Below are 25,499 nucleotides of genomic sequence, written 5' to 3' on the forward strand. Positions count from 1 at the left end.
CCTCAGCCGTTGAGCGTCCCGGACGCGCGCCTCTCAGGAGGCGTCGGGATGCGGGTGCCCGTGGCCCTTGCCGCGGCGGCGGAGATAGCGCTCGAACTCCCGCGCGATCGATTCGCCGGTGGCCTCCGGCAGTTCCGCGGTGTCCGTGGCCTCCTCCAGCTGGCGCACATACCCCGCGATGTCCGGATCGTCCGCCGCGAGCTCATTGACCCCGCGTTCCCAGGCCTCGGCGTCCTCGGCCAGGTCCCCGGGCTCCACGGGGACCTGGAGCAGTTCCTCGATCCGGTGCAGCAGCGCCAGCTGAGCCTTGGGCGACGGGGACTGCGCCACATAGTGTGGCACGGTGGCCCAGAGCGACACGGCCGGAAGGCCGGCCAGGCGCGCCACCTCGCCCAGCACCCCGATGATCCCGGTGGGCCCCTGGTACGTGGCGGGTTCCAGGTTCAGACGCTCTTGCAGCGCCCGGTCATCCGTGGTGACGGTGACCGGCAGAGGCCGGGTGTGAGGCACGTCCGCCAGCAGGGCCCCCAGAAGGAGGACCCGGTCCACGCCGAGTTCCTCGGCCCGGGCGAGGATCTCCGCCGTGAACGCGCGCCAGCGGTAGGAGGGTTCGACGCCGCTGACGAGGATCACGTCCAGGGGAGCGCCTGGGACGCTGGCACGGTGGATCCTGGTGCCCGGCCAGCGCAGCTTGCGTTCGCCGGACCCCGTGGTGCGGACGGTGGGCCTGGTGAACTGGAAATCGTAGTAGTCGTCGGGCTCCAGGACGGAGACCTTCTGCGCGTGCCACGCCTTGGACAGGAACCGGATGGTGTCGCTGGCGGCCTCTCCCGCATCGTTCCAGCCCTCGAAGGCGGCGATGAGAACCGTCCTGCGCGTCCCGTCCCCGTCGCGGGGCAGGAACGCCTCGTCGGAAGGACCGTGCTGGTCGTCGTAGCTCTCCATGGGGACTACCCTACGACGGAGATCCCGGGCTCTGTCACCTGGAGTCCCGGCAGAGCGGCAGGGTGCCGCCACGTAGACTGAACACCATGCTTTCCACCGCTCCACCGCCCCTGGCCGAACGACGTCCCGGAACGCTTCTGCGCGCCGCACTGTGGGACATGGACGGGACCCTGGTGGACACGGAACCTTACTGGATGGCGGCCGAACACGAACTCGTGGAGAGCCACGGGGGTGTGTGGAGCAAGGAGCAGGCGCTCCAGCTGGTGGGCAACGCCCTGGAGGACAGCGCCCGCGTCCTGCAGAAGGCCGGTGTGGGCCTGTCCGTGCGTGAGATCGTCACCACCTTGTCCGGGCGTGTCATGGAGCGCATCAGGGAGGCGGTCCCGTGGCGCCCGGGCTCCCGCGAGATGCTGGATTCCCTGGTCGGCCAGGGGGTCCGCTGTGCCCTGGTCACCATGAGCGAGCGCCCGCTGGCGAGCCTGGTGGTGGAGCAGCTGCCCAGGCCGTACTTCGAGTTCCTGGTCACCGGGGACGACGTCGCCAGGGGCAAGCCGGACCCGGAGGCGTATCTGCGGGCCATGGAGCTGATGCGCGCTGCCGAGCCGGCATTGGACGTGGACAACTTTGTGGCATTCGAGGATTCCGTGCCGGGCGTCAGCGCGGCTCTCGCCTCCGGTGCCGTCACCATCGGCATCCCTCATGCGGTGCCGCTGCCGGACTTCGCCGGCCGCTACAGCACCTGGGAATCCCTGCGCGGCAAGGACGCCGGCAGCGTCCAGGACGTCCTGGACGGCCATTGGGCGGGAATCGACGACGGCGGGCGGCAGGCGCCGGCCGGCAAGGTCAGCGCGTGAACCGGATCGCGGGCAGGGAGGGCATCCAGCTCGGAAAGCTCTGGGGCGTGCCGATCGTCCTGGCGTACTCCTGGGTCATCATCGCGGCGTTCACCGTGGTCTCCTTCGGCCCGATGCTGCTGGCCACGATGCCGGGCCTTGGCACGTGGGCGTACGCCGTCGCGCTGAGTTACGCGATCCTGCTGCTCCTCTCCGTGCTGGTGCACGAGCTTGCCCACGCATTTTCTGCCAAGGCGTTCGGCTGGGCCACGGAGAAGATCGTGCTGAACCTCTGGGGCGGGCACACGCAGTTCAATGAGTTCACCGCCACGCCGTGGCGCTCGGTGATCGTGGCCTTCGCCGGGCCGTTGGCAAACTTCATCCTGGCCGGTGCGGGCTGGATCGTCACGGTGTCCGCCGAGCCGTCCGGCGTGCCGGGCATCCTCTGGGGGATCTTCACCTGGACGAACTTCGTGATCGGGATCTTCAACATCCTCCCCGGCCTTCCGCTGGACGGCGGCCGCCTGGTCGAGAGCATCGTGTGGCGCGTGAGCGGGAGCCGCGAGAAGGGCACCATCGCCGCGGGCTGGACCGGCCGGGCCATCGTCGCCGTGATCGTCCTCTACTTCATCGTGTGGCCCTACCTTCAGGGGAACGGCCTCGACTTCAAGTTCGCGATCATCACCCTCCTGGTGGCCGGATTCCTGTGGATGGGCGCCAGCGAGGCCATCCGTTTCGGCGCCATGCGCCTGAGGCTGCCGACCGTCGTCGCGGGCGCCCTGGCCGAGCCCGCCCTCGGCGTCCCCGCGTGGGCCACCACGGCCCAGGTCCTCGATCAGCTTCGCATGGCTCCCGGCGTGAGCCTCGTGCTGACCGGTCCAGACGGCGCGCCTCAGGCACTGCTGGACGCCGCGGCACTCGCCCGGGTGCCCTCGGAGCTACTGAGCACGACGGCGGTGGAATCGGTCAGTATCCCGCTCGTGGCGGGCGCGTACGTGCCGGAGCACGCCTCCGGCAAGGAGCTCATCGACTACCTCTCCACCGTGGACGGACGCGAGTACGCCGTGGTGGATGCCCAGGGCCGGGTCACAGGCCTTCTGCGCCAGGCGGTTCTCGTCGCCGCCATCACCGGCAAGGCGGGCCGGGGCCCGGCCCGCTGACGGTAGAGTTGGTCACCGGACAAAACGCCCACGCCCGTTCCCGGGCACAGGAGAAGGACTTCACATGAGCACGCAGGACACCCCCCAGGCACCCGCCACCGACAGCCGTCAGGCAGTCGGCGCCGCCCGTCGCCGGGGACCGTTCCGGGTGGGGGAGCGCGTGCAGCTCACCGACGAGAAGGGGCGGATGAACACCATCACCCTGGAACGCGGCGGAGCCTTCCACACCCACCGTGGATTCCTGAACCACGATGACCTGATCGGCCAGCCGGACGGCTGCGTGGTGCACAACAACATCGGCCAGCAGTATCAGGCCCTCCGTCCGCTGCTGAGCGACTTCGTCCTCTCCATGCCGCGAGGCGCCGCCGTGGTCTACCCCAAGGACGCCGGCCAGATCGTCACCATGGCGGACATCTTCCCCGGCGCGCGCGTCGTCGAGGCCGGTGTCGGTTCCGGTGCCCTGTCCATCTCTCTGCTCCGCGCGGTTGGCGACCACGGCTACCTGCACTCCTTCGAACGCCGTGAGGAATTCGCGGACATCGCCCGAGGCAATGTGGAGACAATCTTCGGCGGCCCGCACCCGGCCTGGCAGATCAGCCTGGGCGATTTCCAGGACGAGGTGGTCAAGGCCGAGGAGCCCGGCAGTGTGGACCGGGTGGTCCTGGACATGCTCGCCCCCTGGGAGTGCATCGACGCCGTGGCCACGGTCCTGGCACCCGGCGGCGTCTGGATCAACTACGTCGCCACCGTGACCCAGCTGTCCCGCACCGCGGAGGCCATCCGCGCCGACGGCCGCTTCACCGAGCCCGACGCCTGGGAGTCCATGGTCCGCGGCTGGCACCTGGAAGGCCTGGCGGTCCGCCCGAACCACCGCATGGTGGGCCACACCGGATTCCTCCTGGTCACGCGTCGGCTCGCCGACGGCGTGGACGGACTGACGCTGAAGAAGCGAGCCAAGACCGAATTCACCGAAGAGGACATGAACGCATGGACGCCGGCGAGCGTCGGTGAGCGTCCGTACTCGGACCGCAAGCTCCGCCGTGCGGCCCGTGACGCCATCGCCGGCACCCGCGTGGAGGACGATTCCACGCCTGAAGAGGCTGAATAAGCGCAGGTGACGGCGCGGTAGTCACATCGTGGGCACGCCGGGGTGTCTCCACGCCTGAAGCGCTAGGCTCGATGGTGCAGGCATGAAGACTTTCCACGAGAGGGCTGGCCACCATGAGCGAGGAGCACCACGGGAACCCCGGTGACACCGGTCGTCCCACCCCGGACAGCACGGCGCAACTGAGCATCGCCGAGCGGCAGATCAACGTTCTGCGGGACAAACTCCGCAACGTGGACCGCCAGCTGTCCTCGGCCACCCAGCACAACTCGCGCCTCGTGGGCATGCTGGAAACGGCCAAGACGGAGATCCAGCGCCTCAAGGCGGCTCTGGAGCAGGAGGGGCAGCCCCCGTACAGCTTCGCGACCATCCTCCAGCTCAATCACCGGCGTGAACCCGCGGCCGGGGCCAGCGCGAACGCGGCCGTGGAGGAGTCCGTCGACGTCTTCAATGCGGGACGCAAGATGCGCGTCGGCATCAGCCCCCTGGTCAACATCAACCAGCTGGCCGTCGGCCAGGAGGTGCTCCTGAACGAGGCGCTGGTCATCATCGCCGGGCTCGGCTTCGAGCAGGCCGGCGAGGTGGTCACGGTCAAGGAACTGATCGGCCACGATCGCGTGCTGGTGGTCGGGCGGACCGACGACGAGCGCGTCATCCGGCTCTCCGGACCGCTGCGCCACCACGGCGTGCGGGTGGGAGACGCCGTCGCCGTGGACAGCAGGACCGGTTTCGCGCTGGAGAAGGTGGACCGCAGCGAGGTCGAGACCCTGGTGCTGGAGGATGTGCCGGACATCAGCTATGAGGACATCGGAGGCCTGGGCCCCCAGATCGAACAGATCCGGGACGCCGTGGAGCTTCCGTTCCTGCACCCGGGCCTGTACCGGGAACACGGGCTCAAGGCCCCCAAGGGCATCCTGCTCTACGGCCCTCCCGGCTGCGGCAAGACCCTGATCGCGAAAGCCGTCGCCAACTCGCTCGCCGCGCGCGCGGCGGAACGGTCCGGAGCGGCCGAGCTGAAGAGCTACTTCCTGAACATCAAGGGCCCCGAGCTGCTGGACAAGTACGTCGGCGAGACGGAACGCCACATCCGCCTGATCTTCGCACGCGCCCGGGAGAAGGCCAGCGACGGCAGCCCCGTGGTGGTCTTCTTCGACGAGATGGACTCCCTGTTCCGGACCCGTGGCACGGGTGTCTCCTCGGACGTGGAGACCACGATCGTCCCGCAGCTGCTCAGCGAAATCGACGGTGTGGAGCGCCTGGACAACGTCATCGTGATCGGCGCGTCCAACCGCGAGGACATGATCGACCCGGCCATCCTGCGCCCCGGCCGTCTGGACGTGAAGGTCAAGATCCAGCGTCCCGACGCCGAAGCCGCCGCGGACATCTTCGCGAAGTACATCACCACGCAGCTCCCGCTGCACCCCAACGACCTGGCGGAGCACGGCGGTGACCACGAGGCCACGGTGCGCGGCATGATCCAGCGGACGGTGGAGTCGATGTACTCCACGGACAAGTCCAACGAGTACCTCGAAGTGACCTACGCCAACGGGGACAGCGAGATCCTGTACTTCAAGGACTTCAACTCCGGCGCCGTCATCCAGAACGTGGTGGACCGGGCCAAGAAGTCCGCCATCAAGGACCTGCTGACCACGGGGGAGAAGGGTCTGCGGATCGAGCACCTGCTCCGCGCAGTGACGGACGAGTTCCGCGAGCATGAGGACATGCCCAACACCACCAACCCGGACGACTGGGCCCGCATCTCCGGCAAGAAAGGCGAACGGATCACCTACATCCGCACCATCGTGCAGGGCAAGGGCGGCCAGGAACCGGGCAAGACCATCGAGACGGCCAGCAACACGGGACAGTACCTGTGACCGCGGGCGCCTTCCCCGACGGAGGAGGCCACGGCGGGGTCCGTCGTGTCATGGGTTCGGAGACCGAGTACGGCATCCACGCGCCCCTGACGCCGACGGCGAACGCCACGGTGCTCTCCGCCCGCGTGATCGAGGCCTACGCCCGGCTGAACTCGTCCCGCCTGGCCGGTGAGGCCGGTGCCCGCCGGGCGACAGCCGGCTGGGACTACAGCGACGAGGAGCCGCTGCACGACGCCCGCGGGTGGACGATGCCACGCAACCGCGCCCACTACAGCCAGCTCACCGACGTCGAGCCCGTCCTGGACGCCACGGCCGTGGCCCTGGCGCATGGCCGCGCGGAGCTGGACTACTCGGATGTGGAGTCCGCCGAGCAGCCGCTCATGAACATGGTGCTCGGCAACGGCGCCCGCTTCTACGTGGACCACGCCCATCCGGAGTACTCCAGCCCAGAGGTGACCGGTCCGCGGGACGCGGTCATCTGGGACGCGGCCGGTGACCTCGTGGCGCTGGAGTCGGTCCGTGCTCTGCAGGAGGCTGACGGGACCGGCCCGGTCAACCTCTACAAGAACAACACGGACAACAAGGCCGTCTCCTACGGCAGCCATGAGAACTACCTCATGCCGCGCGAGGTGCCGTTCTCCTCGATCGCTGAGGGGCTCATCCCGTTCTTCGTCAGCCGGCAGGTCCTGTGCGGCTCGGGCCGCCTGGGCCTCGGCCAGGACGGCCGTGGGGTGGGCTATCAGATCAGCCAGCGTGCGGACTTCTTCGAGGCGGAGGTGGGCCTGGAGACCACCATCCGCCGCCCGATCATCAACACGCGGGACGAGCCGCACGCCACGGCGGACAAGTACCGTCGTCTGCATGTCATCATCGGCGACGCCAATCTGTCCCAGTACGCCAACTACCTCAAGTTCGGCACCGCCTCCCTCGTCCTGGGGCTCATCGAGGCGGGCCGTGTCCCGAAGCTGCAGGTGTTCGAGCCTGTGGCCGCGCTGCAGGACGTTAGCCACGACACAAGCCTGCAACACCGGGTGCGCCTCATTGACGGTCGGCGGCTCACCGCCGTCGAGCTCCAGTGGCTGTACTTCGAAGCGGCCAAGAGCTTCGCCGAAGAGACCGGTGCCGGGCATCCGAGCCAGGGCGACGGCGAGACCCACGCGCTGCTCACCGCCTGGGAGGAGACGCTGGGCTGGCTGGAGTCCGGTGACGAGCGGGCCGCGCAGCGCGTGGAGTGGCTGGCCAAGCTGCGGCTGCTGGAGGGGTACCGCGACCGCGGTGGCCTCGCCTGGAACGACGCCAAGCTGGGTCTGATCGATCTTCAGTGGTCCGACATCCGCCCGGAGAAGGGCCTCTACCACCGCCTCGCCCAGCACGGCCGGATGGAGAAGCTCGTCGACGACGCGGAGATCGCGGCCGCCGTCACGGCGCCCCCTGAGGGCACGCGTGCCTTCTTCCGCGGGATGTGCCTGAGCCGATTCCCCCGTGAGGTCACGGGGGCCAGCTGGGATTCGGTCATCTTCCGCCTCCCTCGCCAGTCCCGTTCCACCCGTATCCCCACCCGGGAGCCGTTGCGGGGCACCCGGGAACTCACCGGGGCGCTCTTCGACGCGCACCAGGACGCCGAGGACTTCCTGAGGGCTTTGCAGCAGCAGTGATCCGCCCCTGCGGACGCTCTGCGCGGCATACTGCGCACCCCGTCCCGAAGTGGCAGGATGACAAGTAGAAGAGAACACCACGAGGCTTCAGGAGGAGTCATGGCAGGGCAGGAACAGATCAACCCGAGCTCCCGCAACGAGGAGCAGGCCGAAGAAGCGGACGCCGCGATCCCCACCAGCCCCGCCGCCCAGTCGAGCGCGGCGACCCAGGGTGTGGACGATCTGCTGGATGAGATCGACGGCGTGCTGGAGAAGAACGCCGAGGAGTTCGTCAAGGGCTTCGTCCAGAAGGGCGGCCAGTAGGCCGTGTCCGGGGACGCCGTCCGCCTGGCGGCCGAGGCCAGCTCCTCGTTCCTGGAGCACCTCTCCGCGACAAGGCCTGAGCTGCTGCCCTTCGGGGTCACCCCTGTGGGCGGTGCGGCCGCGCTGCAGGTGCCGCACGCCACTACGATCGTGGCGCTCCAGACCGCCTCGGGTGTGCTGATGGCGGGGGACCGGCGAGCCACGATGGGCACCTTGATCGCCTCCCGCAGCATGGAGAAGGTCTTCCCGGCGGACGAGAGTTCCGTCATGGGGATCGCCGGGACGGCGGGTCTCGCGGTGGACATCGTCAAGCTGTTCCAGGTGGAACTGGAGCACTACGAGAAGATCGAAGGAACCCAGCTGAGCCTGGAAGGCCGGGCCAACCGCCTGGCCGCCATGGTCCGCGGGAACCTGAGCATGGCCATGCAGGGCATGGCGGTCGTGCCGCTGTACGCCGGCTATGAGCCCTCCGCTCCCACGGGGCGGATCTTCTCCTATGACGTCACGGGCGGCCGGTACGAGGAGCATGAGCACCACAGCGTCGGCTCCGGTTCCACCTTCGCCCGGGGCGCGCTCAAGAAGCTCTGGCGGCCGGGCCTCGAAGAAGGGGACGCCGTCCGCGTGGCGGTGGAGGCGCTGTATGACGCCGCGGATGACGATTCGGCGACGGGTGGCCCCGATCCGGTGCGCCAGCTCTGGCCGGTGATCTATGTGGTGGACGACGGCGGCAGCCGCCGGGTGTCCGAAGACGTGGTGAAGGAGGCGGCAGCGGCCGTCGTGGCCGGGCGCAGTGCCCAGAGCCGGGAGGCCTGAGATGTCGCAGCAGTTCTACGTCTCGCCCGAGCAGATCATGAAGGACCGGGCGGACTTCGCGCGCAAGGGCATCGCCCGCGGCCGGTCCGTCGTCGTGCTGTCCTGCGCGGCCGGCATCGCACTGGTGGCGGAGAACCCTTCGAGTTCCCTCCACAAGATCGGTGAGATCTACGACCGCATCGCGTTCGCCGCGGTGGGCAAGTACAACGAGTTCGAGAGCCTGCGGCAGGCCGGGGTGCGCTACGCGGACGTGAGGGGATTCTCCTATGACCGCAGCGACGTCACTGCCCGTGGCCTGGCCAGCGTCTACGCCCAGAGCCTCGGCACCGTCTTCACCGCCGAGCAGAAGCCGTTCGAGGTGGAGCTGGCCGTGGCGGAAGTCGGCAGGACCCAGGACGAGGACCACATCTTCCGGCTCACCTTCGACGGGTCGATCGCCGATGAACGCCACTTCGTCGCGATGGGTGGCCGGGCGGACAAGGTGACGGCGGCGCTCGAGGAGGGGTGGCGTGATGGGCTTGGTCTCGGGGAGGCCCTCCGGCTTGCCACCCGGGCTCTTGTCGCCTCGCGTCCGGCGCCGGGGAACGGCGCGTCGGCCGGTGATGGCGAGGCCCCGGCTTCCGAAGCCGCGCAGCCGGCCGAGGCTTTCGCACTGGAGGCCGCGGTGCTGGACCGTGAGCCGGGGCGCTGGAGGTCCAAGCGGCGGGCCTTCCGGAGACTGGACGCTGCGAGGCTCAAAGAACTTCTTCAGGAGTGAGGCCGTTTCCTGCAGAGAACGGTGGCACCACGGTGAAAGGACGGCATGGACCGACGGATTTTTGGCATTGAGACGGAGTTCGGCATCTCCTATGTGGGGAGCAATACCCGCCGTCTGGCCCCGGAGGAAGCGGCCCGGTACCTGTTCCGCAAGGTGGTGAGCTGGGGGCGATCGTCCAACGTCTTCCTGGCGAACGGCTCGCGCCTCTACCTCGACGTCGGTTCGCATCCGGAGTACGCCACCGCGGAATGCGACGCCCTGCCCCAGCTGATCGCGCACGACAAGGCCGGCGAGCTGATCCTGGACGAGCTCTGCCAGGAGGCGGAGCAGCGGCTGGCCGCGGACGGTTTCGAGGGGAAGATCTTCCTCTTCAAGAACAACACCGACTCCGCAGGGAACTCCTACGGCAGCCACGAGAACTACCTGATCCCGCGCAAGGGCGAGTTCAACCGCCTGGCCGACGTGCTGATCCCGTTCCTGGTGACCCGTCAGCTCCTGGTGGGCGCCGGCAAGATCATCAACACCCCGCAGGGATCGCTCTACGCGTTCTCTCAGCGGGCCGACCACATCTGGGAGGGTGTCTCCTCGGCGACCACCCGCTCCCGTCCCATCATCAACACCCGCGACGAGCCGCACGCCGACGCCGAGTACTTCCGGCGCCTGCATGTGATCGTGGGGGACTCCAGCATGTCGGAGACCACGGCCCTGCTGAAGACCGGCTCCGTCGACCTGGTTCTGCGTGCCCTGGAGGGCGGCGCGCTCATGCGGGACATGCGGATGGAGAACCCCATACGCAGCATCCGGGAGATCTCCCGTGACCTCAGCGGCCAGGTGCTGGTCCGGCTGGCCACTGGCCGGCAGCTGACGGCGCTGCAGATCCAGGAGGAGTACCTCGAATGGGTCACCGCATTCGTGGCCAAGGAGGGCGCGCACCACCCGCACGTGGAGCGGATCCTCGGCCTATGGCGCCGGACCCTGGACGCCATCCGTGTCGGTGACACCTCCGGCATCGACACGGAGATCGACTGGGCCATCAAGAAGAAGCTGATCGACGGCTACGCCGCCCGGCACGGGCTGGACCTCGATTCGCCGCGGCTGGCACAGATCGACCTGACCTATCACGACATCTCCCGCCAGCGAGGCCTGTTCTACCTCCTGGAACGCAAGGGCCTGGCCCAGCGGGTGGTCAGCGATGAGGAGATCCGTACGGCGGCCATGACCGCACCGCAGACCACGCGTGCCAAGCTCCGCGGCGAGTTCGTCCGGCGCGCCCAGGAACTCGGACGGGACTACACGGTGGACTGGGTCCACCTGAAGCTCAATGACAGGGCGCACCAGACCGTGATCTGCAAGGATCCCTTCGCCTCCACGGACTCCCGGGTCGACGCATTGATCGCCGGGATGAGCTGAGGCACAGGCCCTACCCAGTCTGCTCCGTTACGATGGTGGGCGTGCCGTTCCCTGGAACCGCACGCCCGCCTCTCGTTCTCTAGTGGAAAGACGACCATTGCGACGTATTCTCGCGGCCCTCGTCCCTGCGGTGCTGCTGCTTTCGGCCTGTGGCTCTTCAGATTCCGGGCCTTCCAGCCAGTCAGCCGGTGACACTTCCAAGCTGAGCACCGTCAAGGTCACCGACCAAGGCTCCGACAAGGCTCCCAAGGTGGAGTTCGCCAAGCCCCTCTCCGTCACCGAGCCCACTATCAAAATGATCCACGATGGCAGCGGCGACAAGGTCAAGGCAAACCAGAGGGTGGAAGTAGGCCTGGTGGTGTACAACGGCAAGGACGGCTCCCAGCTGGCCGACGACTACGTGTCGAATCACCAGCAGGTGGCGCTTAACGATTCAATGAAATCCGGCAACGCCCCGCTCTACAATGCAATGGTCGGGGCCAAGGTCGGCTCCGATCTCGTTTACGCTCTTCCGCCGGATGCGAGCAGCAACGCTCCTGCCACGCAGTTGTACATCCTGCACCTGTTCAAAGCTCAGGACATCACTCCGCCCCTGAGCAAACCGGAAGGTGATACAGTCACACCGCCTGCCGGACTGCCCAAGGTAACAACGGATAGCAAGGGTGTCCCGCAGATCGATATCAAGGGTGCAGATAAGCCGAAGAGCGTCGTGTCCCAAGACTTGATCAAGGGCAAGGGCGCGCCGGTTGAGGCCTCGGACACCGTCGTGGTGAACTATGTCGGCGTGAACCTCTCTGATGGGGTCAAGTTCGACTCGAGTTTCGACAGTGGGCAGCCGCTTGTTAAGCCCTTGAGCAGCTTGATTCCAGGATGGGCCAAAGGCCTGACCGGCAAGACGGTCGGTTCCCGTGTGCTCTTGGTCATCCCCGCCACTGATGCATATGGAGATCAAGGTCAGGGCAAGGCGAAGGGCGACCTCGTCTTCGTCGTCGACATCCTCGGTGTTCAGTAACACCCTCCAGTAAGCACTGACCTACAACACCCTCACTCACCCGAACCCCAAGGAGCAGCCATGTCCTTCGGACAGCGCAACTATGACCGCACCAAGCCGGAGATCGAGTTCCCGGAAGGCGAGGTTCCCAGCGAACTGCGCATCATCGACCTCATCGAGGGTGACGGCGCCGAGGCCACTCCGGGCTCGACCGTCTCCACCCACTACGTGGGCGTCGCCTGGTCCACCGGCGAGGAGTTCGACTCCTCCTGGGGCCGCGGCGCACCCTTGGACTTCCGCGTCGGCGTCGGCCAGGTCATCCAGGGCTGGGACCAGGGCCTGCTCGGCATGAAGGTCGGTGGCCGCCGCCGCCTGGAGATCCCGTCGGAGCTCGCCTACGGTTCCCGTGGCGCCGGTGGAGCGATCGCCCCCAACGAGTCCCTCATCTTCGTGGTGGACCTGGTCGGCGTCCGCTGATCCTCCCGGGAGCCGTTGCGCTCTCGGCGAAAGGAAGGGGCCGTTCCGTCAAGGGCGGTCCCTTCCGCGTATCCGGGGCCGGTGGTTCAGTAAGCTGGGCGGGTGTCCGCACGTAAGACCGAACGCATCCTCAACCTCCTGATCGCCCTGCTGTCCACCCGCAGGGGGCACACGCGCGCCTACCTGGAGTCCACCGTCTACGCCTACTGCCGCGAGGAGGGGATCGCAGGCCCGGCACTCGAACGTATGTTCGAACGGGACAAGGCGGAGCTCCGTGACATGGGTGTCCCTCTCGAAGCGGTGGTGGACGCCGACCTTGACGTGGACGACTCCACGGGCGTCCGGTACCGGGTCAGCCCGTCCGAGTATCTCCTTCCGGAGCTCCGTCTGGACGCCCAGGAGCGGTTGCTGCTCCAGCTGGCCGCCCAGCTGTGGGAGCAGGGCAGCCTGCGGGCCGCGGGAAGCTCGGCCCTGCGCAAGCTCGCGGATGGGGAGGCGGCCGACGACGCCGCGGTGCCGCCGATGCTGCCGCGCGTCACCACCGGCGGTGCCGCCCTGGAGGCCCTGCACGCTGCGCTGAGCCGCAGAAGTCCGGTGGAGTTCTCCTACCGCGCGGGTGGAGCCGCGCAGAGTGAGCCCCGGCGCCTTCACCCCTACGGCCTGGGCAATCGGGCGGGCCAGTGGTACGTGGTGGGCCTGGACCTGGACCGTGACGCCGAACGCACCTTCCGGCTCGGCCGGATCACCAGCGATGTCAAGATCCTGGGGGGAAAGCCGTTCGAGCGTCCGGCGGACTTCTCCATCGGTGACTCCCTGCGGCGCATGGAGGAGTACCCGGCGCAGCGGGTGACAGTGGCCCTCGCGTCCGGGCTCGGCGCAGACTGGCGCCACCGCGCCGTCGTGCTCGACGGTGATCTGGCGGCGCTCGAGTACCGTGATGAGGCGGCACTGCTCGATGAGCTGAGCACGCAGGCCGCGGTCGCGCAGGTCGTCTCCCCGCAGCGGCTCCGGGACGAAGTCACGGCGCGGCTCGGCCGCGCGGCGGCGGCCATGGAGCTGCCTGTCCCACCGCTCGAGTTCCACAAGCCGCCGGCCAAGCGCGGTCCCAGGACCACTGCCGAGTCCACGGTGAGGCGTCTGCTGGCCATGATCCCGTTCCTGGCCCGGCATGGCGGTATCAGCAAGCAGGAGCTCGCGGCCGAATTCGGCATCACGCGGCAGCAGCTCGAGGACGACCTGCTGCGCATCATGATGGTGGGCCGTCCCGAGGGATACCACGATGATCTCATGGACATCGTGGATGACGGCGACCGCGTCTGGATCGACAACGCCCTCGACTTGTCCCGGCCGGTCCGGTTCTCGCCGGAGGAGGCCTGGACCCTCCTGGTCGGGCTGGAGGCCCTCGCTGAGCTGGACGTCGCCGGCGACCGCGACGCCGTCGAGCAGCTCCGGCTGCGCCTCGGCGCCGCTTCCGGGGACGCGCTGGAACTGGCGTCCGCCATCGCGGTCCGCATGGCTCCGGAAGGCCGGGAGGCCGGTTACCTGGCCGCGCTCCGGGATTCCATCGCGGCCGGCCACAGGGTCCACATCGGCTATGTGGTGCCGAGCCGGGACGAGGTGACCGAACGCCTGATCGATCCGCGGAGTCTCCGCTCCGCGGGGCAGCGCTGGTACGTGGAAGCGTGGTGCCACCAGGCGGAGGGCTGGAGGAACTTCCGTCTGGACCGGATCACCGCGCTGCGCCGCACCGAGGAGCCCGTGGATCCCACGATCTGGGAGGAGCCGCCGGGAGAGGGCGTCTTCACGCCCAGCCGGGAGGACGCCTGCGTCACGGTCGTGTTCGCCCGGGAGTCCCGCTGGCTCGCCGGCCGCTATGGCGCCCTCCGTACCTCCGAACTTCCCGACGGCGGCCTGCTGGCAGAGCTGTCAGTGGCTTCACGGCCGTGGCTGGCCGGGCTCGTCGCACTGAGCGGGGGTGAAGTCAGGGTGGTGGCGCCCGCGGGAATGGTCGCCTTCACGCAGGAATGGCTCCGTGAGGGCCTGGGACGTTACCGGGGGACCGGCGGGGTCCTGCTCACGGACGGTGTTCCCGGGGACGAAGGGTAGGCTGGGTTGATGCCGTGGTGGTCGTGGATCGTGATCTGGGTGGTGCTTCTGGCGCTCACCGCATTGCTGTTCGTCCTGCTCGGTATCAAGCTTTTCCGGCAGTTCACGAAGATGATGCACGAGTTGGGCACGGCGGCGGATATGCTGGCCCGGTTGGACTCCGGGGCCGATCCCGCTCCTGCCGGGCGTGAGCCGGTGGTGCTGGGCATCTACGAGGAGCCGGGGGACATGAAGACCCGCTACGACGCCGGCAAGGCGGAGCGGCGAGAAGAGCGCCGGAAGCGCCGGGTCGCCCGCCGGACAGCAGCTCACCGGCCCCAGAATCTGCGCGATCTTGGACTGTGAGCGCACTATGATTTTAAGGAAATAGAAAGGACCCGGACATGGGACGACTTTTCGATGGCCCTTGGCCCATCGTCATCATCATCATCGTGGCGCTGTTGCTCTTCGCAGCGCCCAAGCTTCCGCAAATGGCCCGGAGTCTCGGACAGTCCATGCGGATCATGAAGTCCGAAGTCAATCAGATGAAGGATGAGGGCAAGGCGAAGTCGGCGCCGGCTGCATCGGACGAGCCCGTCGAGGGCAAGGTCGTGAACCACCCGGAGGCCGGCAAGGACAACGGCGGGGAGCAGAACCCGCCGTCCAGCAACGCCTGAGGACCGTGGCACTGACCAAAGGCCCTCGGAAGAATCCCGAGGGCCGCATGGCCCTCATCGAGCACTTCAAGGAGCTGAAGAACAGGCTCATCAAGAGCCTGATCGCGCTGGCGCTGGGCACCGTGGGGGGCTGGTTCCTCTATCCGCCGGTCATCGACGCCCTGTCGTCTCCGCTGGAGCAGATCGCCCGCGAGATGCACCGCAACGCCTCGATGAACTTCGCCTCGATCGCCTCGCCGTTCGAGTTCAAGCTGCGGATCGCTCTGCAGATCGGCCTGATCATCTCGAGCCCCGTCTGGATCTACCAGGTCTGGGCGTTCATCACACCCGGCCTGACCCGCAAGGAGCGGAAGTACACGCTCGCGTTCATGGCGGCGGCCATTCCGCTGTTCCTGGCCGGCGTGTATGTGGCGTGGTCCGTCATCCCGAACATCGTCCGGGCGCTGCTGCAGTTCACGCCATCCGAGGGCGTTTCCAACCTGATCACGGCGGACGAGTACTTGACGTTCGCCACACACACCATGCTCTTCCTGGGTATCTCCTTCCTGGTGCCAGTGGTGCTGGTGGGCGTGAACATGCTGGGCATCCTGAGCGGCAAGACCATCATGAAGGCGTGGCGGGTCACGGTGTTCGCCGTATTCGTCCTGGCGGCCATCGCCGCCCCGGGGGCTGACGCGCTTTCGATGTTCATGCTTGCGGTGCCGTTGCTGGCACTGTTCTTCCTGGCCATCGGCATCTGCCTGATGAACGACAGGCGACGTGCACGGCGTGAGTCCCAGGCGAACGAGGAGACGGACAGCTCGGCGGACACCGCCACGCCGTTCGAGGATCTCGGCAAACTCTGAAGTCCACCACGCTCCGGCCGGCCACTGCCCTGCAGAGGCCGGCCGGAGTTTTCTGTGCCGGGAATCTCAGCCCGGCGGCGCACCGCCGTCCCTCGGTGCCGATACCCTGAAGGAATGTCCCCGATGAACGAGCCCCAATCGCCGGCGGAGAAATACCAGGCCGCCCTGGTCCGGAACCGGGACAGCAAGAGCCTGCTGCACGCCTTCCGATCCACTCTCGCGTTCGACCTTGATGGATTCCAGGAGGAGTCGTGCCGTGCTCTGGAAGCCGGGCGGGGCGTCCTGCTTGCCGCCCCCACGGGCGCCGGCAAGACCATCCTCGGCGAATTCGCCGTCTTCAGTGCCCTGCAGCGCGGGCTCAAGGCCTTCTACACCACGCCCATCAAGGCACTGAGCAATCAGAAGTTCGGTGAACTCGCGGAGAAGTACGGCCCGGAGAATGTCGGGCTGCTCACCGGCGACAGCAGCATCAACGCCCACGCCCCGGTGATCGTCATGACCACCGAGGTCCTGCGCAATATGCTCTACGCGGACTCGGACAGCCTTGACTCCCTGGGCTACGTGGTGATGGATGAGGTCCACTACCTGGCCGACCGCTTCCGGGGCGCCGTCTGGGAGGAGGTCATCATCCACCTCCCGCGGAGCGTGCAGTTGGTCTCCCTGAGCGCCACGGTCTCCAATGCCGAGGAGTTCGGCGCCTGGCTCTCCACCGTCAGGGGGGACACGGCGATCGTGGTCTCTGAGCACCGGCCGGTTCCTCTGTGGCAGCACGTCCTGGCCGGCCGCCAGGTGCTGGACCTCTTCGCCGAAGGCACCGAGCCGCTCGACGAGGCCGGCCCCGGCCCGGCCCCGGGTGCCGAGGTCAATCCTGAACTGGTGAAGCTGGCCCGCGGGTCCACCCGCCGTGCGCCGCACGCGGTGCGGGCCCGCGGCCGCCGTGAACGGTCGCAGGGCCGGCCGGAGCCACGCACGGCGCCGGCCGTGACCCGCGCGTCGCGCCCCGCCGTCGTCCGCACCCTGGAGTCCCAGGGACTGCTTCCGGCGATTTTCTTCATCTTCTCCCGTGCCGCGTGTGACGCGGCCGTGCAGCAGTGCGCAGCGGCCGACGTCTGGCTGACCACCGAGCGGGAGCGCCGCATCATCGCGTCCCGGGTGGATGAGGCGAGCCGTGACATCCCCGGCGAGGACCTGGACGTGCTGGGCTTCTGGGCCTGGCGCGATGGCCTGATCCGCGGCATCGCCTCCCACCACGCCGGCCTGCTCCCCGCCTTCAAGGAGACCGTGGAGAGGCTCTTCGCGGACGGGCTGGTCCGGGTGGTGTTCGCCACGGAGACCCTGGCTCTGGGTGTGAACATGCCTGCCCGGTCGGTGGTGCTGGAGAAGCTGGACAAGTTCAACGGCGAGAGCCGCGTCAACATCACCGCTGGGGAGTACACCCAGCTCACCGGCCGTGCAGGCCGCCGGGGGATCGACGTCGAAGGCCACGCCGTGGTCCTCTGGCACGAAGGCATCGACCCGGCCGCGGTGGCCGGCCTGGCATCCAGGCGCACCTACCCGCTGAACTCGAGCTTCCGGCCCGGGTACAACATGTCCATCAACCTCCTGGCCCAGTTCGGCAGGGAACGGTCGCGGGAGATCCTGGAGTCCTCTTTCGCGCAATTCCAGGCGGACCGCTCCGTGGTGGAACTCGCCCGCGAAGTGCGCAGCCGTGAGGAGTCCCTCGCCGGGTACGCCGAGGCCATGACCTGCCACCTGGGCGACTTCCAGGAGTACGCCCGGCTGCGCAAGGAGCTCTCCGATCTGGAGGGCAAGGCCGCCAAGGAGAACAAGCGGGCCGCACGGAACTGGATGGTGTCCTCGCTCAGCCGCCTGATGCCGGGCGACGTGATCCACCTGGACAGTGAGCGTGTGCAGGGCTACGCCGTGGTGCTCAACGCCGACCCCGCGGCTCACGAACCCCGGCCGGCCGTGCTGACCAACGACCACCAGCTGCGGCGCATCGGCCTGGCCGATCTGCAGGGGCCGATCGAGCCGTTGTTCCGGGTCAGGATCGGCAAGAGTTTCAATGCCAAGACCCCCAAGGACCGCCGGGCTCTGGCCTCCGCCATGCGGCACGAACTGCACAAGCGCGGGATCCTGGACGGGCATTCGGCCTCGTCCACGTCCGGCCGGCGGCGGCCTCCCGGGGGCCGGGGCGGGGACGTGGAGGCGCGGATCGCCCAGTTGCGCAAGGAACTCGCCGCGCATCCCTGCAATGGCTGCCATGACCGGGAGAATCACGCCCGCTGGGGCGAGCGCTGGTGGAGGCTCCGCGAGGAGACGGACACCCTGCTGGCCCGGATCCAGGGCCGGACGAACACCATCGCCCGGACCTTCGACCGGTTGTGCGGGCTGCTGGACGAGTTCGGCTACCTCGAAGAAGTGGACGGCCGCGTGCAGATCACGGCGCCAGGGCGCCGGCTGCGCAGGATCTACGGCGAACGGGACCTGCTGATCGCGCAGGCACTGCGCGAGGGCGCGTTCAACGATCTGGACGCCGCGGAGATGGCGGCCTTCGCCAGCGTGCTGGTCTTCCAGGCCAAGAGGGACGACGGCGGCCTGCCGCCCCGGATGCCCAGCATCTCCTTGGAGAGCGCCGTGGAGACCGTGGTGCTGGAGTGGGAGAAGCTGTCCGAGGCGGAGGCGCAGCACAAACTGCCCGTGACGGGTGAGCCGGAGCTGCGGCTCGTGTGGCCGATGTACAAGTGGGCCAAGGGCCGCAGGCTACAGGATGTCCTGTCCGGGACCGAGCTCGCGGCCGGCGATTTCGTCCGCTGGGTCCGGCAGGTCATCGACCTGCTGGACCAGGTTGCGGCGGTGCCCGAACTGGACACCCGGGTGAGCAGGATCTGCCGTGAGGCGATCACCAAGATCAAGCGGGGAGTGGTCTCCTACTCCTCGTTGACGGACTGACCGAGACGGAACGGCGCGCGGGCAGAGGGTCCGGCGCGGGCAAGGAATCGAGGACGGGAATGACGCAGGGCCAGAACGGCACGAACCGGCTGAGGCTGTACGTGAACGGCAGCATCTACTCCGCGGCGGACCCGTTCGCCACGGCGATGCTGGTGGACGGCGGCACCGTGGCGTGGATCGGCTCCGAAGAGGCGGCCAAGTCGCTGCACGACGAGCGGATGGAGCTGGTGGATCTGCGCGGCGCGCTCGTCACGCCGGGGTTCGTGGACTCCCACGTCCACCTCACGGAGACGGGCCAGGGCCTGACCTCCCTGGACCTCGGCGGGGTGCGCCACCGGAATGAACTGCTGGACCTCGTGGCAGGACTCGGCGCCACCCTTCCGGCCGGGGAGACCCTGTTCGGCCACTCCTGGGACGAGACCTCGTGGTCCGACCCCACACTGCCCACCCTCGCCGAGCTGGACAACGCCGGCGGTGGGCGCGTCCTGTACCTCGCGCGGGTCGATGTGCATTCCGCACTGGTGAGCTCGGCGTCGCTGGAGCGTGCCGGATCCCTGGAGGGTCTCCGCGGCGCCGGCGAGGGCGCCGTCGTACGACTGGAGGCCCACGCCGCGCTCCGCCGCCGGCTCCGTGACTTCACCCCGGCGCAGCGCCGGACGTTCCAGCAGGCCGCCCTGGACGAGGCCGCCCGGCACGGCCACGTGGCGCTGGCCGAGATGTCCGGCCCGTCCATCGCGGGTGTGCAGGACCTCCGTGCGGCTGTCGCATGGAACGACGACGCCGCGGCCTCTCCGCTGATCCTTCCCTACTGGGGCGAAGCGGTCGGCAGCGCCGAGGAGGCGCGCGTGCTCCTCGACGCCCTGGGCATCCCGGTGCTCGGGCTGGCCGGTGACCTCAACATCGACGGCTCGCTCGGCTCCCGGACAGCCCTCCTCCGGGAGGACTACACGGATCAGGCCGGGCACCGCGGCTCGCAGTACCTGGACGCCGAAGCCGCGGCCGCCCACCTGGCGGCGTGCACCGAACTCGGACTCCAGGGCGGCTTTCATGCGATCGGGGACGGAGCACTCGACGTCGTGGTCGAGGCGCTCAGCAGGACCTCGGAGAGGCTCGGAGAGTCCGCCGTCCGACGCGCCGGCCACCGGGTGGAGCACGCGGAGATGCTGTCCGCGGAGCATATCCAAGAGTTCATCCGGCACTCCGTCACGGTCAGCGCGCAGCCGGCTTTCGACGCAGCCTGGGGTGGCCCCGACGGCATGTACGCGCGGCGTGTGGGGGAGCGCTGGGCGGCCATGAACCCGTTCGCCACGCTCTTCCGGGAGGGCGTCCCGCTCGCCTTCGGCAGCGACGCCCCCGTCACCCCGCTGCGCCCCTGGGCGAGCATCAGGGCCTGCCTGGACCACCGGACAGAGGGCCAGGGCATCTCCGCGCGGGCCGCCTTCATCGGCCACACGCGCGCCGGCTGGCGTGCCGCACGGGACGTCAACCCGCTCAACGGGCAGCTGGTTCCTGGGGCCCCTGCCAACTATGCCGTGTGGGAGGTCGAGGAACTCATGGTGCAGGTGGCCGATGACCGGGTGGCATCCTGGAGCACCGACCCCCGCGCCCGGACGCCACTTCTCCCGGCCCTGGACGGTGCGGAACCGAGGTGCCTGCAGACGGTCGCCGCCGGGCGCGAGCTGTACCGCGCCGAGGGACTCTGAAGGAAATCCACCACATCTCCTCTTCGGCTCAACCGGTGGATGACCTGGGGCGATAGGAGTCAGCCCAGTTCAGTGCCGGGGTTGACACGCTCCGGCAGCACCGTAGAGTAATACTCCAACGGATGGCTCCAGATCTTATCGGTCATCCAGCCTCGGGCGGGTCACGGGGCGCGTTCCTCCTCACGGAGGATGCCCTGCGGCTCCGAAGACGGCGCGCCTGGACGGGCCTGGTGGAAGCGGAAAACAGTGACAGCGGACGAGTATGCCGTCTGTGACTGGACCCGTACCGCCAGGCCCGTTCTTGTGCGTGGCCGGGACGCGGGAGATGCCCCCGCGGCTGTCCTATAATGAATCTTTGCGCCCCTCGTGAAAAGACACCTCCACAGGAACGGGCGTGTGCCCAGCCTTCCCGAGAAGAATGGAATGTGCCTTTGCGCGTCCTGACCATCATCCCCACGTTCAACGAGCTCGAGTCCCTCCCGAAGACGCTCGGCCGGGTCCGTGCCGCCGTGCCGGCCACGGATGTCCTGGTGGTCGACGACAACAGCCCGGACGGGACCGGCCAGCTGGCCGATCGCATGGCTGCTGAGGATTCGCAGGTCAAGGTGCTGCACCGCAAGGGCAAGGAGGGCCTGGGCGCCGCGTACATCGCCGGCTTCAAGTGGGGACTGGACGAGGGCTACGACGTCCTCGTGGAGCTTGACGCGGACGGCTCGCACCAGCCGGAGCAGCTGCCCCGCCTCCTGCAGGCCATCGAGGACGGCGCGGATCTGGCCATCGGCTCCCGCTGGGTTCCGGGCGGGACGGTCGTCAACTGGCCTGCGCACCGCCAGTTCATCTCCAAGGGCGGCTCGTTCTACGCGCGGACCATGCTCGGCCTCCCGGTGAAGGACCTGACCGGTGGCTTCAACGCCTTCCGTGCGTCCACCCTGCACACGATCGACCTGAACCAGGTGGAGTCGAAGGGCTACGGCTTCCAGGTGGACCTCAAGTGGCGCACCGCCAAGGCCGGGCTGGTCGTCAAGGAGGTGCCGATCACTTTCGTGGAGCGCGAGTTCGGTACCTCGAAGATGAGCGGCAACATCGTCGTCGAGGCGATGGTCAACGTGACCAAGTGGGGCCTCGGCGCCCGCTTGGCGAAGCTGACCGGCAAGGGCGGCCGCTGAACGGCGGGGACTCCCTGAATAACGGCTGAGGGCCGGAACCCGATTCGGGTTCCGGCCCTCAGCCGTTGATGCGTCGTCAAGCCACGCGAAAGCCGCTCAGCTGGCGCGGGAACCGCGGCGCTCGCGCAGGATCTTCAGGCGGTCTTCCAGGATCTGCTCCAGCTCCGGGATGGAGCGCCGTTCCAGCAGCATGTCCCAGTGGGTGCGTGCGGCCTTCTCATTGGCGTCCACGGGCTTCTCGCCGTCCACCAGGATGGCTTCCTTGCCGGTCTTCGAGGTCCAGACCGGGGGGATCTCCGCCTCGGCGGCGAAGGTCACGAAGACCTGCTCGCCGTCCGCGCAACGGTACTCCACCCGCTGGCGGGGGGCCGGCTCCACACCGGATTCGCTCTCCATGCTCTGTGCGCCCAGGCGCATGCCACGAAGGCTGCGATCGCTCATTCTCTCTCCCTCACTCGCCCCGACTGTGGCGCCAGGCCACGTCCTGACCTGTGCAACGCCCTGCGGGCCCGGCTTGTTCCCAGGCCAGGGCATAACCACACCATTTTAGGCCATGACGGCCCGCGGGCAAGAACGGGGTGGGAGGGCAAGCCCTCCCACCCCGTCAACGGTCAGTGACGCGGGGCGCCGGACGCGCCGTCGTCGCTGCTCTCCGGCGCCAGCGTGCCCAGCACGCCGCCGATGCCCTTGAGCGCCTCGCCCACCTCGCTCGGGATGATCCAGAGCTTGTTGGACGAGCCCTCGGCCAGCTTGGGGAGGGTCTGCAGGTACTGATACGCCAGCAGCTTCTGATCCGGCTTCCCGGCGTGGATGGCGTCGAAGACCTTCTGAATGGCCTGGGCCTCACCGTCGGCCCGGAGGATGGCGGCCTTGGCGTCGCCCTCCGCCTGGAGGATCGCGGCCTGCCGCTCACCCTCGGCCGTCAGGATCTGGGATTGCTTGGTGCCCTCCGCGGTGAGGATCGCGGCGCGGCGGTCACGCTCTGCGCGCATCTGCTTCTCCATGGAGTCCTGGATGGACAGGGGCGGGTCGATCGCCTTCAGTTCCACACGGGACACGCGGATTCCCCAGCGGCCGGTGGCCTCGTCGAGCACGCCGCGCAGCTGCCCATTGATCTGGTCACGGCTGGTCAGGGCCTGCTCCAGGTTCAGGCCACCCACCACGTTACGGAGCGTGGTGGTGGTCAGCTGCTCCACGGCCTGGATGTAGTTGGCGATCTCATACGTCGCGGCGCGAGCGTCGGTGACCTGGAAGTAGACCACGGTGTCGATGGAGACCACCAGGTTGTCCTCGGTGATCACGGGCTGCGGCGGGAAGGAGACCACCTGTTCACGCAGGTCCAGGAGCGGCAGGAGCCGGTCCACGAACGGGATCAGGATGGTCAGGCCGGGGTTGAGCGTGCGCTGGTACTTGCCCAGTCGCTCGACGACGCCGGCCCGTGCCTGCGGCACGATCCGCACCGAGCGGACCAGCACGATCAGGACGAAGATGACCAGGATGATCAGGAGGAAGGACAGGACGACGGGTAACGGATTCAACATCAGGAACCTTTCCTGGTGGATGGGAACCGGCCAAACGGATGGCCGGGGGACTTCAGGATGCGGCGTCCGGGGAGGTGGTACCGGGTGCGGACAGGCCGACGACGGCGTGCGCGCCGTCGATCTTCTGCACCTGCGCCGACTGGCCGGGGGAGAGAGGGGCGCCGTCGGTGCGTGCGCTCCACACGTCGCCGCCGATCTTCACGAGGCCGCCGCGGGCGGTGACCTCTTCGAGGACCACCACGGAGGCGCCGATGAGGCGGTCGACATTGCTCAGGGAGTCCGGCGGCCCCTTGCGCAGGTGCCGTAGGGCCAGCGGACGCACGAACAGGATCATCAGGAGGGCGGCCACGCAGAAGACCACCACTTGGAGCCAGAACGGCGCGCCGGTCAGAGCCACGAGCAGGGCGATCAGGGACGCTCCGGACAGCATGAGGAAGATGAAGTCCAGGCTGAGAAGCTCGATCACCGCGAACACCAGGAGTGTCACGAGCCAGAGCGCCCACAGGTTGTCGATGAGCCAGTTCATCCATCCCCCTTCGCTGCGGGGCGTTGCGGCCGCCAACTGCGGCAACGAGTCCCCACGATCGTTTCCTTCATCCTAGCCACAGGGCGGCGGGACGAGGTGAGCGCGTGTCGCGGTTCAGGAGTCCGTGGCCGGGCCGGGGCGCGGTGCGAACACGGAAAGGGTGAAGGACGCAGTCACCGGGGTCGCGTCCGGCAGGCCGGCGACCCGCTCCCGGAGCTGCTCCAGGCTCTGATGGTGTCCGGCCGGACCCATCAAGGTGACGGCGGCGACGTCGTCGCGGCTCAGCCGCAGCCCGGCGTCCACGGAATGCCGTTCAGCGAGGGTGAAGTGGCTGCCCATTCCGGCGTCCAGGCGGTCCAGTTTGCCTTCCTCGATGTCCAGGAGCCCGGCCGGTCCCGCGATCTCTCGGAGGTGGCCCGGCTGAGGTGTGACCACCAGGACCGAGCCGTCGGCGCGCAGGACACGGTGGAACTCCGCGGGGTTCCGGGGGGCGAAGACCACCGTCAGCGCATCGACGCTCGCATCCTGCAGAGGAAATGGCTTCCAGACGTCCCAGACGAAGACGGCGGCGTCCGGGTTGAGGCGGGCGGCACGGCGCAAGGCGAACTTGGAGATGTCGAAAGCGACGGCGCCGGGGCCGTCACCGGGTGCCGGAGTGCCGGCCGCGAGCGCTGCACACAGCGCATGAAGGTAGTAGCCGGTTCCCGCCCCGGCGTCGAGGAGGACGCTCTCAGCGAGCGGACGGGGCAGCCGGCGCCGCAGGACTTCCGCCATGGCGGTCACCAGCGACTGGTAGTGGCCGCGTTCCAGGAAGGAACTGCGTGAGGTGGCCATCTGGGCCGAGTCTGCCGTGAAGGAGGTGCCTTTGCCGGTCAGGAAATTGTAGTAGCCCTGACGCGCCGCATCGAAACCGTGCCTCCGCGGGCACTCCAGATGCGCATCCTCGGTGGCGAGGAAGGGCTCACCGCAGTGGGGGCAGCGTAGCAGCGCCCGTACGCGCTCCTTCACGCGTCGAAACCCAGGCCGGTGCGTGCGCCCTCGATGCCGGGTGCGGCCCAGTAGGTGCCGTACTCGCTGTTGAAGCAGAGCGAGCGTGTCACGGCCTTGTCCACGTACAGGGTGCCGTCCAAGTGGTCGGTCTCGTGCTGGACGATCCGCGCCTGCCAGCCGTGGAACTCCTCTCGGCGCGAGGACCCTCCGGGCTCGGTCCATTCGAGCTCCACCCGGTCCGGCCTCCGGACCACGGCCTGCAGCCCGCTCACCGAGAGGCAGCCTTCAAAGAAGGACGCGGTCCCGTCGCCGAGAGGGCGGTACCGGGGATTGAGGATCGCGAAGTAGGGCAACGGCAGGCGGTCACGCTCCGCCGCAAGATCCTCCGGCACCGGCCACTGGTCCTCCAGCACTGCGATCCGCAAGGGAATGCCCAGCTGAGGGGCTGCGAGCCCGACGCCGGGAGCGTCATGCATCACCAGGCGCATGAGTTCCAGGAACGCCTCGAGCTCCTCGCCGTCCAGCTGCCCGGTGAAGTCCCGTGCCTGTTGGCGCAGCACGGGATGGCCGGCCTGGACGATCTGCGCCGGACCGGGTGCGTCGAGCAGGGTCAGCACGGCCTGGCGGATCTCGGCATCGCTCACGACCGGGGTGGGGCTGGGCACGGGGTGGCCTTTCGGTGGTGCGGGAC

General features: G+C 68.4%; 24 protein-coding genes. 18 read left to right on the top strand and 6 right to left on the bottom strand.

Annotation, left to right across the window (positions count from 1 at the left end; all coding sequences use genetic code 11):
- Nucleotides 1-33 precede the first annotated feature (33 nt).
- On the bottom strand, nucleotides 34-945 hold the full coding sequence (locus Q9R02_RS02100) for a PAC2 family protein (RefSeq protein WP_305994974.1): 912 nt from the start codon (nucleotides 943-945) through the stop codon (nucleotides 34-36).
- An 86-nt stretch (nucleotides 946-1,031) separates the two neighbouring features.
- On the opposite strand from Q9R02_RS02100, the gene Q9R02_RS02105 reads away from it, so the two are divergent.
- The 18 genes from Q9R02_RS02105 to Q9R02_RS02190 all read left to right on the top strand — a co-directional run bounded on the left by Q9R02_RS02105 (nucleotide 1,032) and on the right by Q9R02_RS02190 (nucleotide 21,751).
- Nucleotides 1,032-1,799, top strand: a complete 768-nt coding sequence (locus Q9R02_RS02105) for an HAD family hydrolase (RefSeq protein ID WP_305994975.1) — start codon at nucleotides 1,032-1,034, stop codon at nucleotides 1,797-1,799.
- Nucleotides 1,796-2,938, top strand: a complete 1,143-nt coding sequence (locus Q9R02_RS02110) for a site-2 protease family protein (RefSeq protein WP_305994976.1) — start codon at nucleotides 1,796-1,798, stop codon at nucleotides 2,936-2,938. The genes Q9R02_RS02105 and Q9R02_RS02110 overlap by 4 nt, the downstream gene beginning before the upstream one ends.
- A gap of 64 nt (nucleotides 2,939-3,002) precedes the next feature.
- Nucleotides 3,003-4,046, top strand: coding sequence for a tRNA (adenine-N1)-methyltransferase (locus tag Q9R02_RS02115; RefSeq protein ID WP_305994977.1), 1,044 nt, complete (start codon nucleotides 3,003-3,005; stop codon nucleotides 4,044-4,046).
- A gap of 113 nt (nucleotides 4,047-4,159) precedes the next feature.
- A complete protein-coding gene (gene arc, locus Q9R02_RS02120) occupies nucleotides 4,160-5,917 on the top strand; it encodes a proteasome ATPase (protein ID WP_305994978.1) in 1,758 nt (585 codons plus the stop codon).
- A gap of 50 nt (nucleotides 5,918-5,967) precedes the next feature.
- A complete protein-coding gene (gene dop / locus Q9R02_RS02125) occupies nucleotides 5,968-7,572 on the top strand; it encodes a depupylase/deamidase Dop (RefSeq protein WP_305994979.1) in 1,605 nt (534 codons plus the stop codon).
- 99 nt (nucleotides 7,573-7,671) lie between these two features.
- The gene (locus tag Q9R02_RS02130; protein ID WP_305994980.1) at nucleotides 7,672-7,875 is read left to right on the top strand and encodes a ubiquitin-like protein Pup; all 204 of its coding nucleotides are present in this window, start codon (nucleotides 7,672-7,674) and stop codon (nucleotides 7,873-7,875) included.
- Between the two features lie 3 nt (nucleotides 7,876-7,878).
- Nucleotides 7,879-8,688, top strand: coding sequence for a proteasome subunit beta (gene prcB / locus Q9R02_RS02135; RefSeq protein ID WP_305994981.1), 810 nt, complete (start codon nucleotides 7,879-7,881; stop codon nucleotides 8,686-8,688).
- 1 nt (nucleotide 8,689) lies between these two features.
- Nucleotides 8,690-9,445, top strand: coding sequence for a proteasome subunit alpha (prcA, locus tag Q9R02_RS02140; RefSeq protein WP_305994982.1), 756 nt, complete (start codon nucleotides 8,690-8,692; stop codon nucleotides 9,443-9,445).
- Between the two features lie 45 nt (nucleotides 9,446-9,490).
- Nucleotides 9,491-10,855 (top strand): Pup--protein ligase, encoded by a 1,365-nt coding sequence (pafA, locus tag Q9R02_RS02145; protein ID WP_305994983.1) that lies wholly within the window; start codon nucleotides 9,491-9,493, stop codon nucleotides 10,853-10,855.
- 97 nt (nucleotides 10,856-10,952) lie between these two features.
- Nucleotides 10,953-11,867 carry an FKBP-type peptidyl-prolyl cis-trans isomerase gene (locus Q9R02_RS02150; protein ID WP_305994984.1) on the top strand — a complete coding sequence of 305 codons (915 nt, stop codon included), beginning with the start codon at nucleotides 10,953-10,955 and terminating at the stop codon, nucleotides 11,865-11,867.
- A gap of 60 nt (nucleotides 11,868-11,927) precedes the next feature.
- A complete protein-coding gene (locus tag Q9R02_RS02155; RefSeq protein WP_305994985.1) occupies nucleotides 11,928-12,323 on the top strand; it encodes an FKBP-type peptidyl-prolyl cis-trans isomerase in 396 nt (131 codons plus the stop codon).
- A gap of 102 nt (nucleotides 12,324-12,425) precedes the next feature.
- Entirely contained in the window at nucleotides 12,426-14,429 is a 2,004-nt protein-coding gene (locus Q9R02_RS02160; protein WP_305994986.1) for a helix-turn-helix transcriptional regulator, read from the top strand.
- A gap of 9 nt (nucleotides 14,430-14,438) precedes the next feature.
- Nucleotides 14,439-14,774 carry a hypothetical protein gene (locus Q9R02_RS02165; RefSeq protein ID WP_305994987.1) on the top strand — a complete coding sequence of 112 codons (336 nt, stop codon included), beginning with the start codon at nucleotides 14,439-14,441 and terminating at the stop codon, nucleotides 14,772-14,774.
- Between the two features lie 38 nt (nucleotides 14,775-14,812).
- On the top strand, nucleotides 14,813-15,085 hold the full coding sequence (gene tatA / locus Q9R02_RS02170; protein WP_305994988.1) for a Sec-independent protein translocase subunit TatA: 273 nt from the start codon (nucleotides 14,813-14,815) through the stop codon (nucleotides 15,083-15,085).
- Nucleotides 15,086-15,132: 47 nt separating this feature from the next.
- Nucleotides 15,133-15,930, top strand: coding sequence for a twin-arginine translocase subunit TatC (tatC, locus tag Q9R02_RS02175; protein ID WP_305995313.1), 798 nt, complete (start codon nucleotides 15,133-15,135; stop codon nucleotides 15,928-15,930).
- A 114-nt stretch (nucleotides 15,931-16,044) separates the two neighbouring features.
- Nucleotides 16,045-18,882 carry a DEAD/DEAH box helicase gene (locus Q9R02_RS02180; RefSeq protein ID WP_305994989.1) on the top strand — a complete coding sequence of 946 codons (2,838 nt, stop codon included), beginning with the start codon at nucleotides 16,045-16,047 and terminating at the stop codon, nucleotides 18,880-18,882.
- 59 nt (nucleotides 18,883-18,941) lie between these two features.
- A complete protein-coding gene (locus Q9R02_RS02185) occupies nucleotides 18,942-20,585 on the top strand; it encodes an amidohydrolase (protein WP_305994990.1) in 1,644 nt (547 codons plus the stop codon).
- A 431-nt stretch (nucleotides 20,586-21,016) separates the two neighbouring features.
- Nucleotides 21,017-21,751 carry a polyprenol monophosphomannose synthase gene (locus Q9R02_RS02190; protein ID WP_305995314.1) on the top strand — a complete coding sequence of 245 codons (735 nt, stop codon included), beginning with the start codon at nucleotides 21,017-21,019 and terminating at the stop codon, nucleotides 21,749-21,751.
- A gap of 96 nt (nucleotides 21,752-21,847) precedes the next feature.
- On the opposite strand, the gene Q9R02_RS02195 is transcribed toward Q9R02_RS02190, so the two are convergent.
- The 5 genes from Q9R02_RS02195 to Q9R02_RS02215 all read right to left on the bottom strand — a co-directional run bounded on the left by Q9R02_RS02195 (nucleotide 21,848) and on the right by Q9R02_RS02215 (nucleotide 25,473).
- Nucleotides 21,848-22,192, bottom strand: a complete 345-nt coding sequence (locus tag Q9R02_RS02195) for an RNA polymerase-binding protein RbpA (protein WP_305994991.1) — start codon at nucleotides 22,190-22,192, stop codon at nucleotides 21,848-21,850.
- A gap of 170 nt (nucleotides 22,193-22,362) precedes the next feature.
- On the bottom strand, nucleotides 22,363-23,292 hold the full coding sequence (locus Q9R02_RS02200; RefSeq protein ID WP_305994992.1) for an SPFH domain-containing protein: 930 nt from the start codon (nucleotides 23,290-23,292) through the stop codon (nucleotides 22,363-22,365).
- Nucleotides 23,293-23,344: 52 nt separating this feature from the next.
- Nucleotides 23,345-23,818: an NfeD family protein gene (locus tag Q9R02_RS02205; RefSeq protein WP_305994993.1), complete on the bottom strand. Its 474-nt coding sequence runs from the start codon at nucleotides 23,816-23,818 to the stop codon at nucleotides 23,345-23,347.
- A 114-nt stretch (nucleotides 23,819-23,932) separates the two neighbouring features.
- Nucleotides 23,933-24,826: a putative RNA methyltransferase gene (locus tag Q9R02_RS02210; RefSeq protein ID WP_425279191.1), complete on the bottom strand. Its 894-nt coding sequence runs from the start codon at nucleotides 24,824-24,826 to the stop codon at nucleotides 23,933-23,935.
- Entirely contained in the window at nucleotides 24,823-25,473 is a 651-nt protein-coding gene (locus tag Q9R02_RS02215) for a peptide deformylase (protein WP_305994995.1), read from the bottom strand. Before Q9R02_RS02215 ends, Q9R02_RS02210 begins: the two co-directional genes overlap by 4 nt.
- Nucleotides 25,474-25,499: the final 26 nt, after the last annotated feature.

The organism is Arthrobacter horti (genome assembly GCF_030731045.1).
Taxonomy (GTDB): domain Bacteria; phylum Actinomycetota; class Actinomycetes; order Actinomycetales; family Micrococcaceae; genus Arthrobacter_E; species Arthrobacter_E nanjingensis.

What these genes read in the sequence shown, in the direction of transcription:
- Q9R02_RS02100 (WP_305994974.1), bottom strand. Translation starts at nt 945, where the DNA reads ATGGAGAGCTACGACGACCAGCACGGTCCTTCCGACGAGGCGTTCCTG.
- Q9R02_RS02105 (WP_305994975.1), top strand. Translation starts at nt 1,032, where the DNA reads ATGCTTTCCACCGCTCCACCGCCCCTGGCCGAACGACGTCCCGGAACG.
- Q9R02_RS02115 (WP_305994977.1), top strand. Translation starts at nt 3,003, where the DNA reads ATGAGCACGCAGGACACCCCCCAGGCACCCGCCACCGACAGCCGTCAG.
- arc (WP_305994978.1), top strand. Translation starts at nt 4,160, where the DNA reads ATGAGCGAGGAGCACCACGGGAACCCCGGTGACACCGGTCGTCCCACC.
- dop (WP_305994979.1), top strand. Translation starts at nt 5,968, where the DNA reads ATGGGTTCGGAGACCGAGTACGGCATCCACGCGCCCCTGACGCCGACG.
- Q9R02_RS02130 (WP_305994980.1), top strand. Translation starts at nt 7,672, where the DNA reads ATGGCAGGGCAGGAACAGATCAACCCGAGCTCCCGCAACGAGGAGCAG.
- prcA (WP_305994982.1), top strand. Translation starts at nt 8,690, where the DNA reads ATGTCGCAGCAGTTCTACGTCTCGCCCGAGCAGATCATGAAGGACCGG.
- pafA (WP_305994983.1), top strand. Translation starts at nt 9,491, where the DNA reads ATGGACCGACGGATTTTTGGCATTGAGACGGAGTTCGGCATCTCCTAT.
- Q9R02_RS02155 (WP_305994985.1), top strand. Translation starts at nt 11,928, where the DNA reads ATGTCCTTCGGACAGCGCAACTATGACCGCACCAAGCCGGAGATCGAG.
- Q9R02_RS02165 (WP_305994987.1), top strand. Translation starts at nt 14,439, where the DNA reads ATGCCGTGGTGGTCGTGGATCGTGATCTGGGTGGTGCTTCTGGCGCTC.
- tatA (WP_305994988.1), top strand. Translation starts at nt 14,813, where the DNA reads ATGGGACGACTTTTCGATGGCCCTTGGCCCATCGTCATCATCATCATC.
- tatC (WP_305995313.1), top strand. Translation starts at nt 15,133, where the DNA reads ATGGCCCTCATCGAGCACTTCAAGGAGCTGAAGAACAGGCTCATCAAG.
- Q9R02_RS02180 (WP_305994989.1), top strand. Translation starts at nt 16,045, where the DNA reads ATGTCCCCGATGAACGAGCCCCAATCGCCGGCGGAGAAATACCAGGCC.
- Q9R02_RS02185 (WP_305994990.1), top strand. Translation starts at nt 18,942, where the DNA reads ATGACGCAGGGCCAGAACGGCACGAACCGGCTGAGGCTGTACGTGAAC.
- Q9R02_RS02195 (WP_305994991.1), bottom strand. Translation starts at nt 22,192, where the DNA reads ATGAGCGATCGCAGCCTTCGTGGCATGCGCCTGGGCGCACAGAGCATG.
- Q9R02_RS02200 (WP_305994992.1), bottom strand. Translation starts at nt 23,292, where the DNA reads ATGTTGAATCCGTTACCCGTCGTCCTGTCCTTCCTCCTGATCATCCTG.
- Q9R02_RS02205 (WP_305994993.1), bottom strand. Translation starts at nt 23,818, where the DNA reads ATGAACTGGCTCATCGACAACCTGTGGGCGCTCTGGCTCGTGACACTC.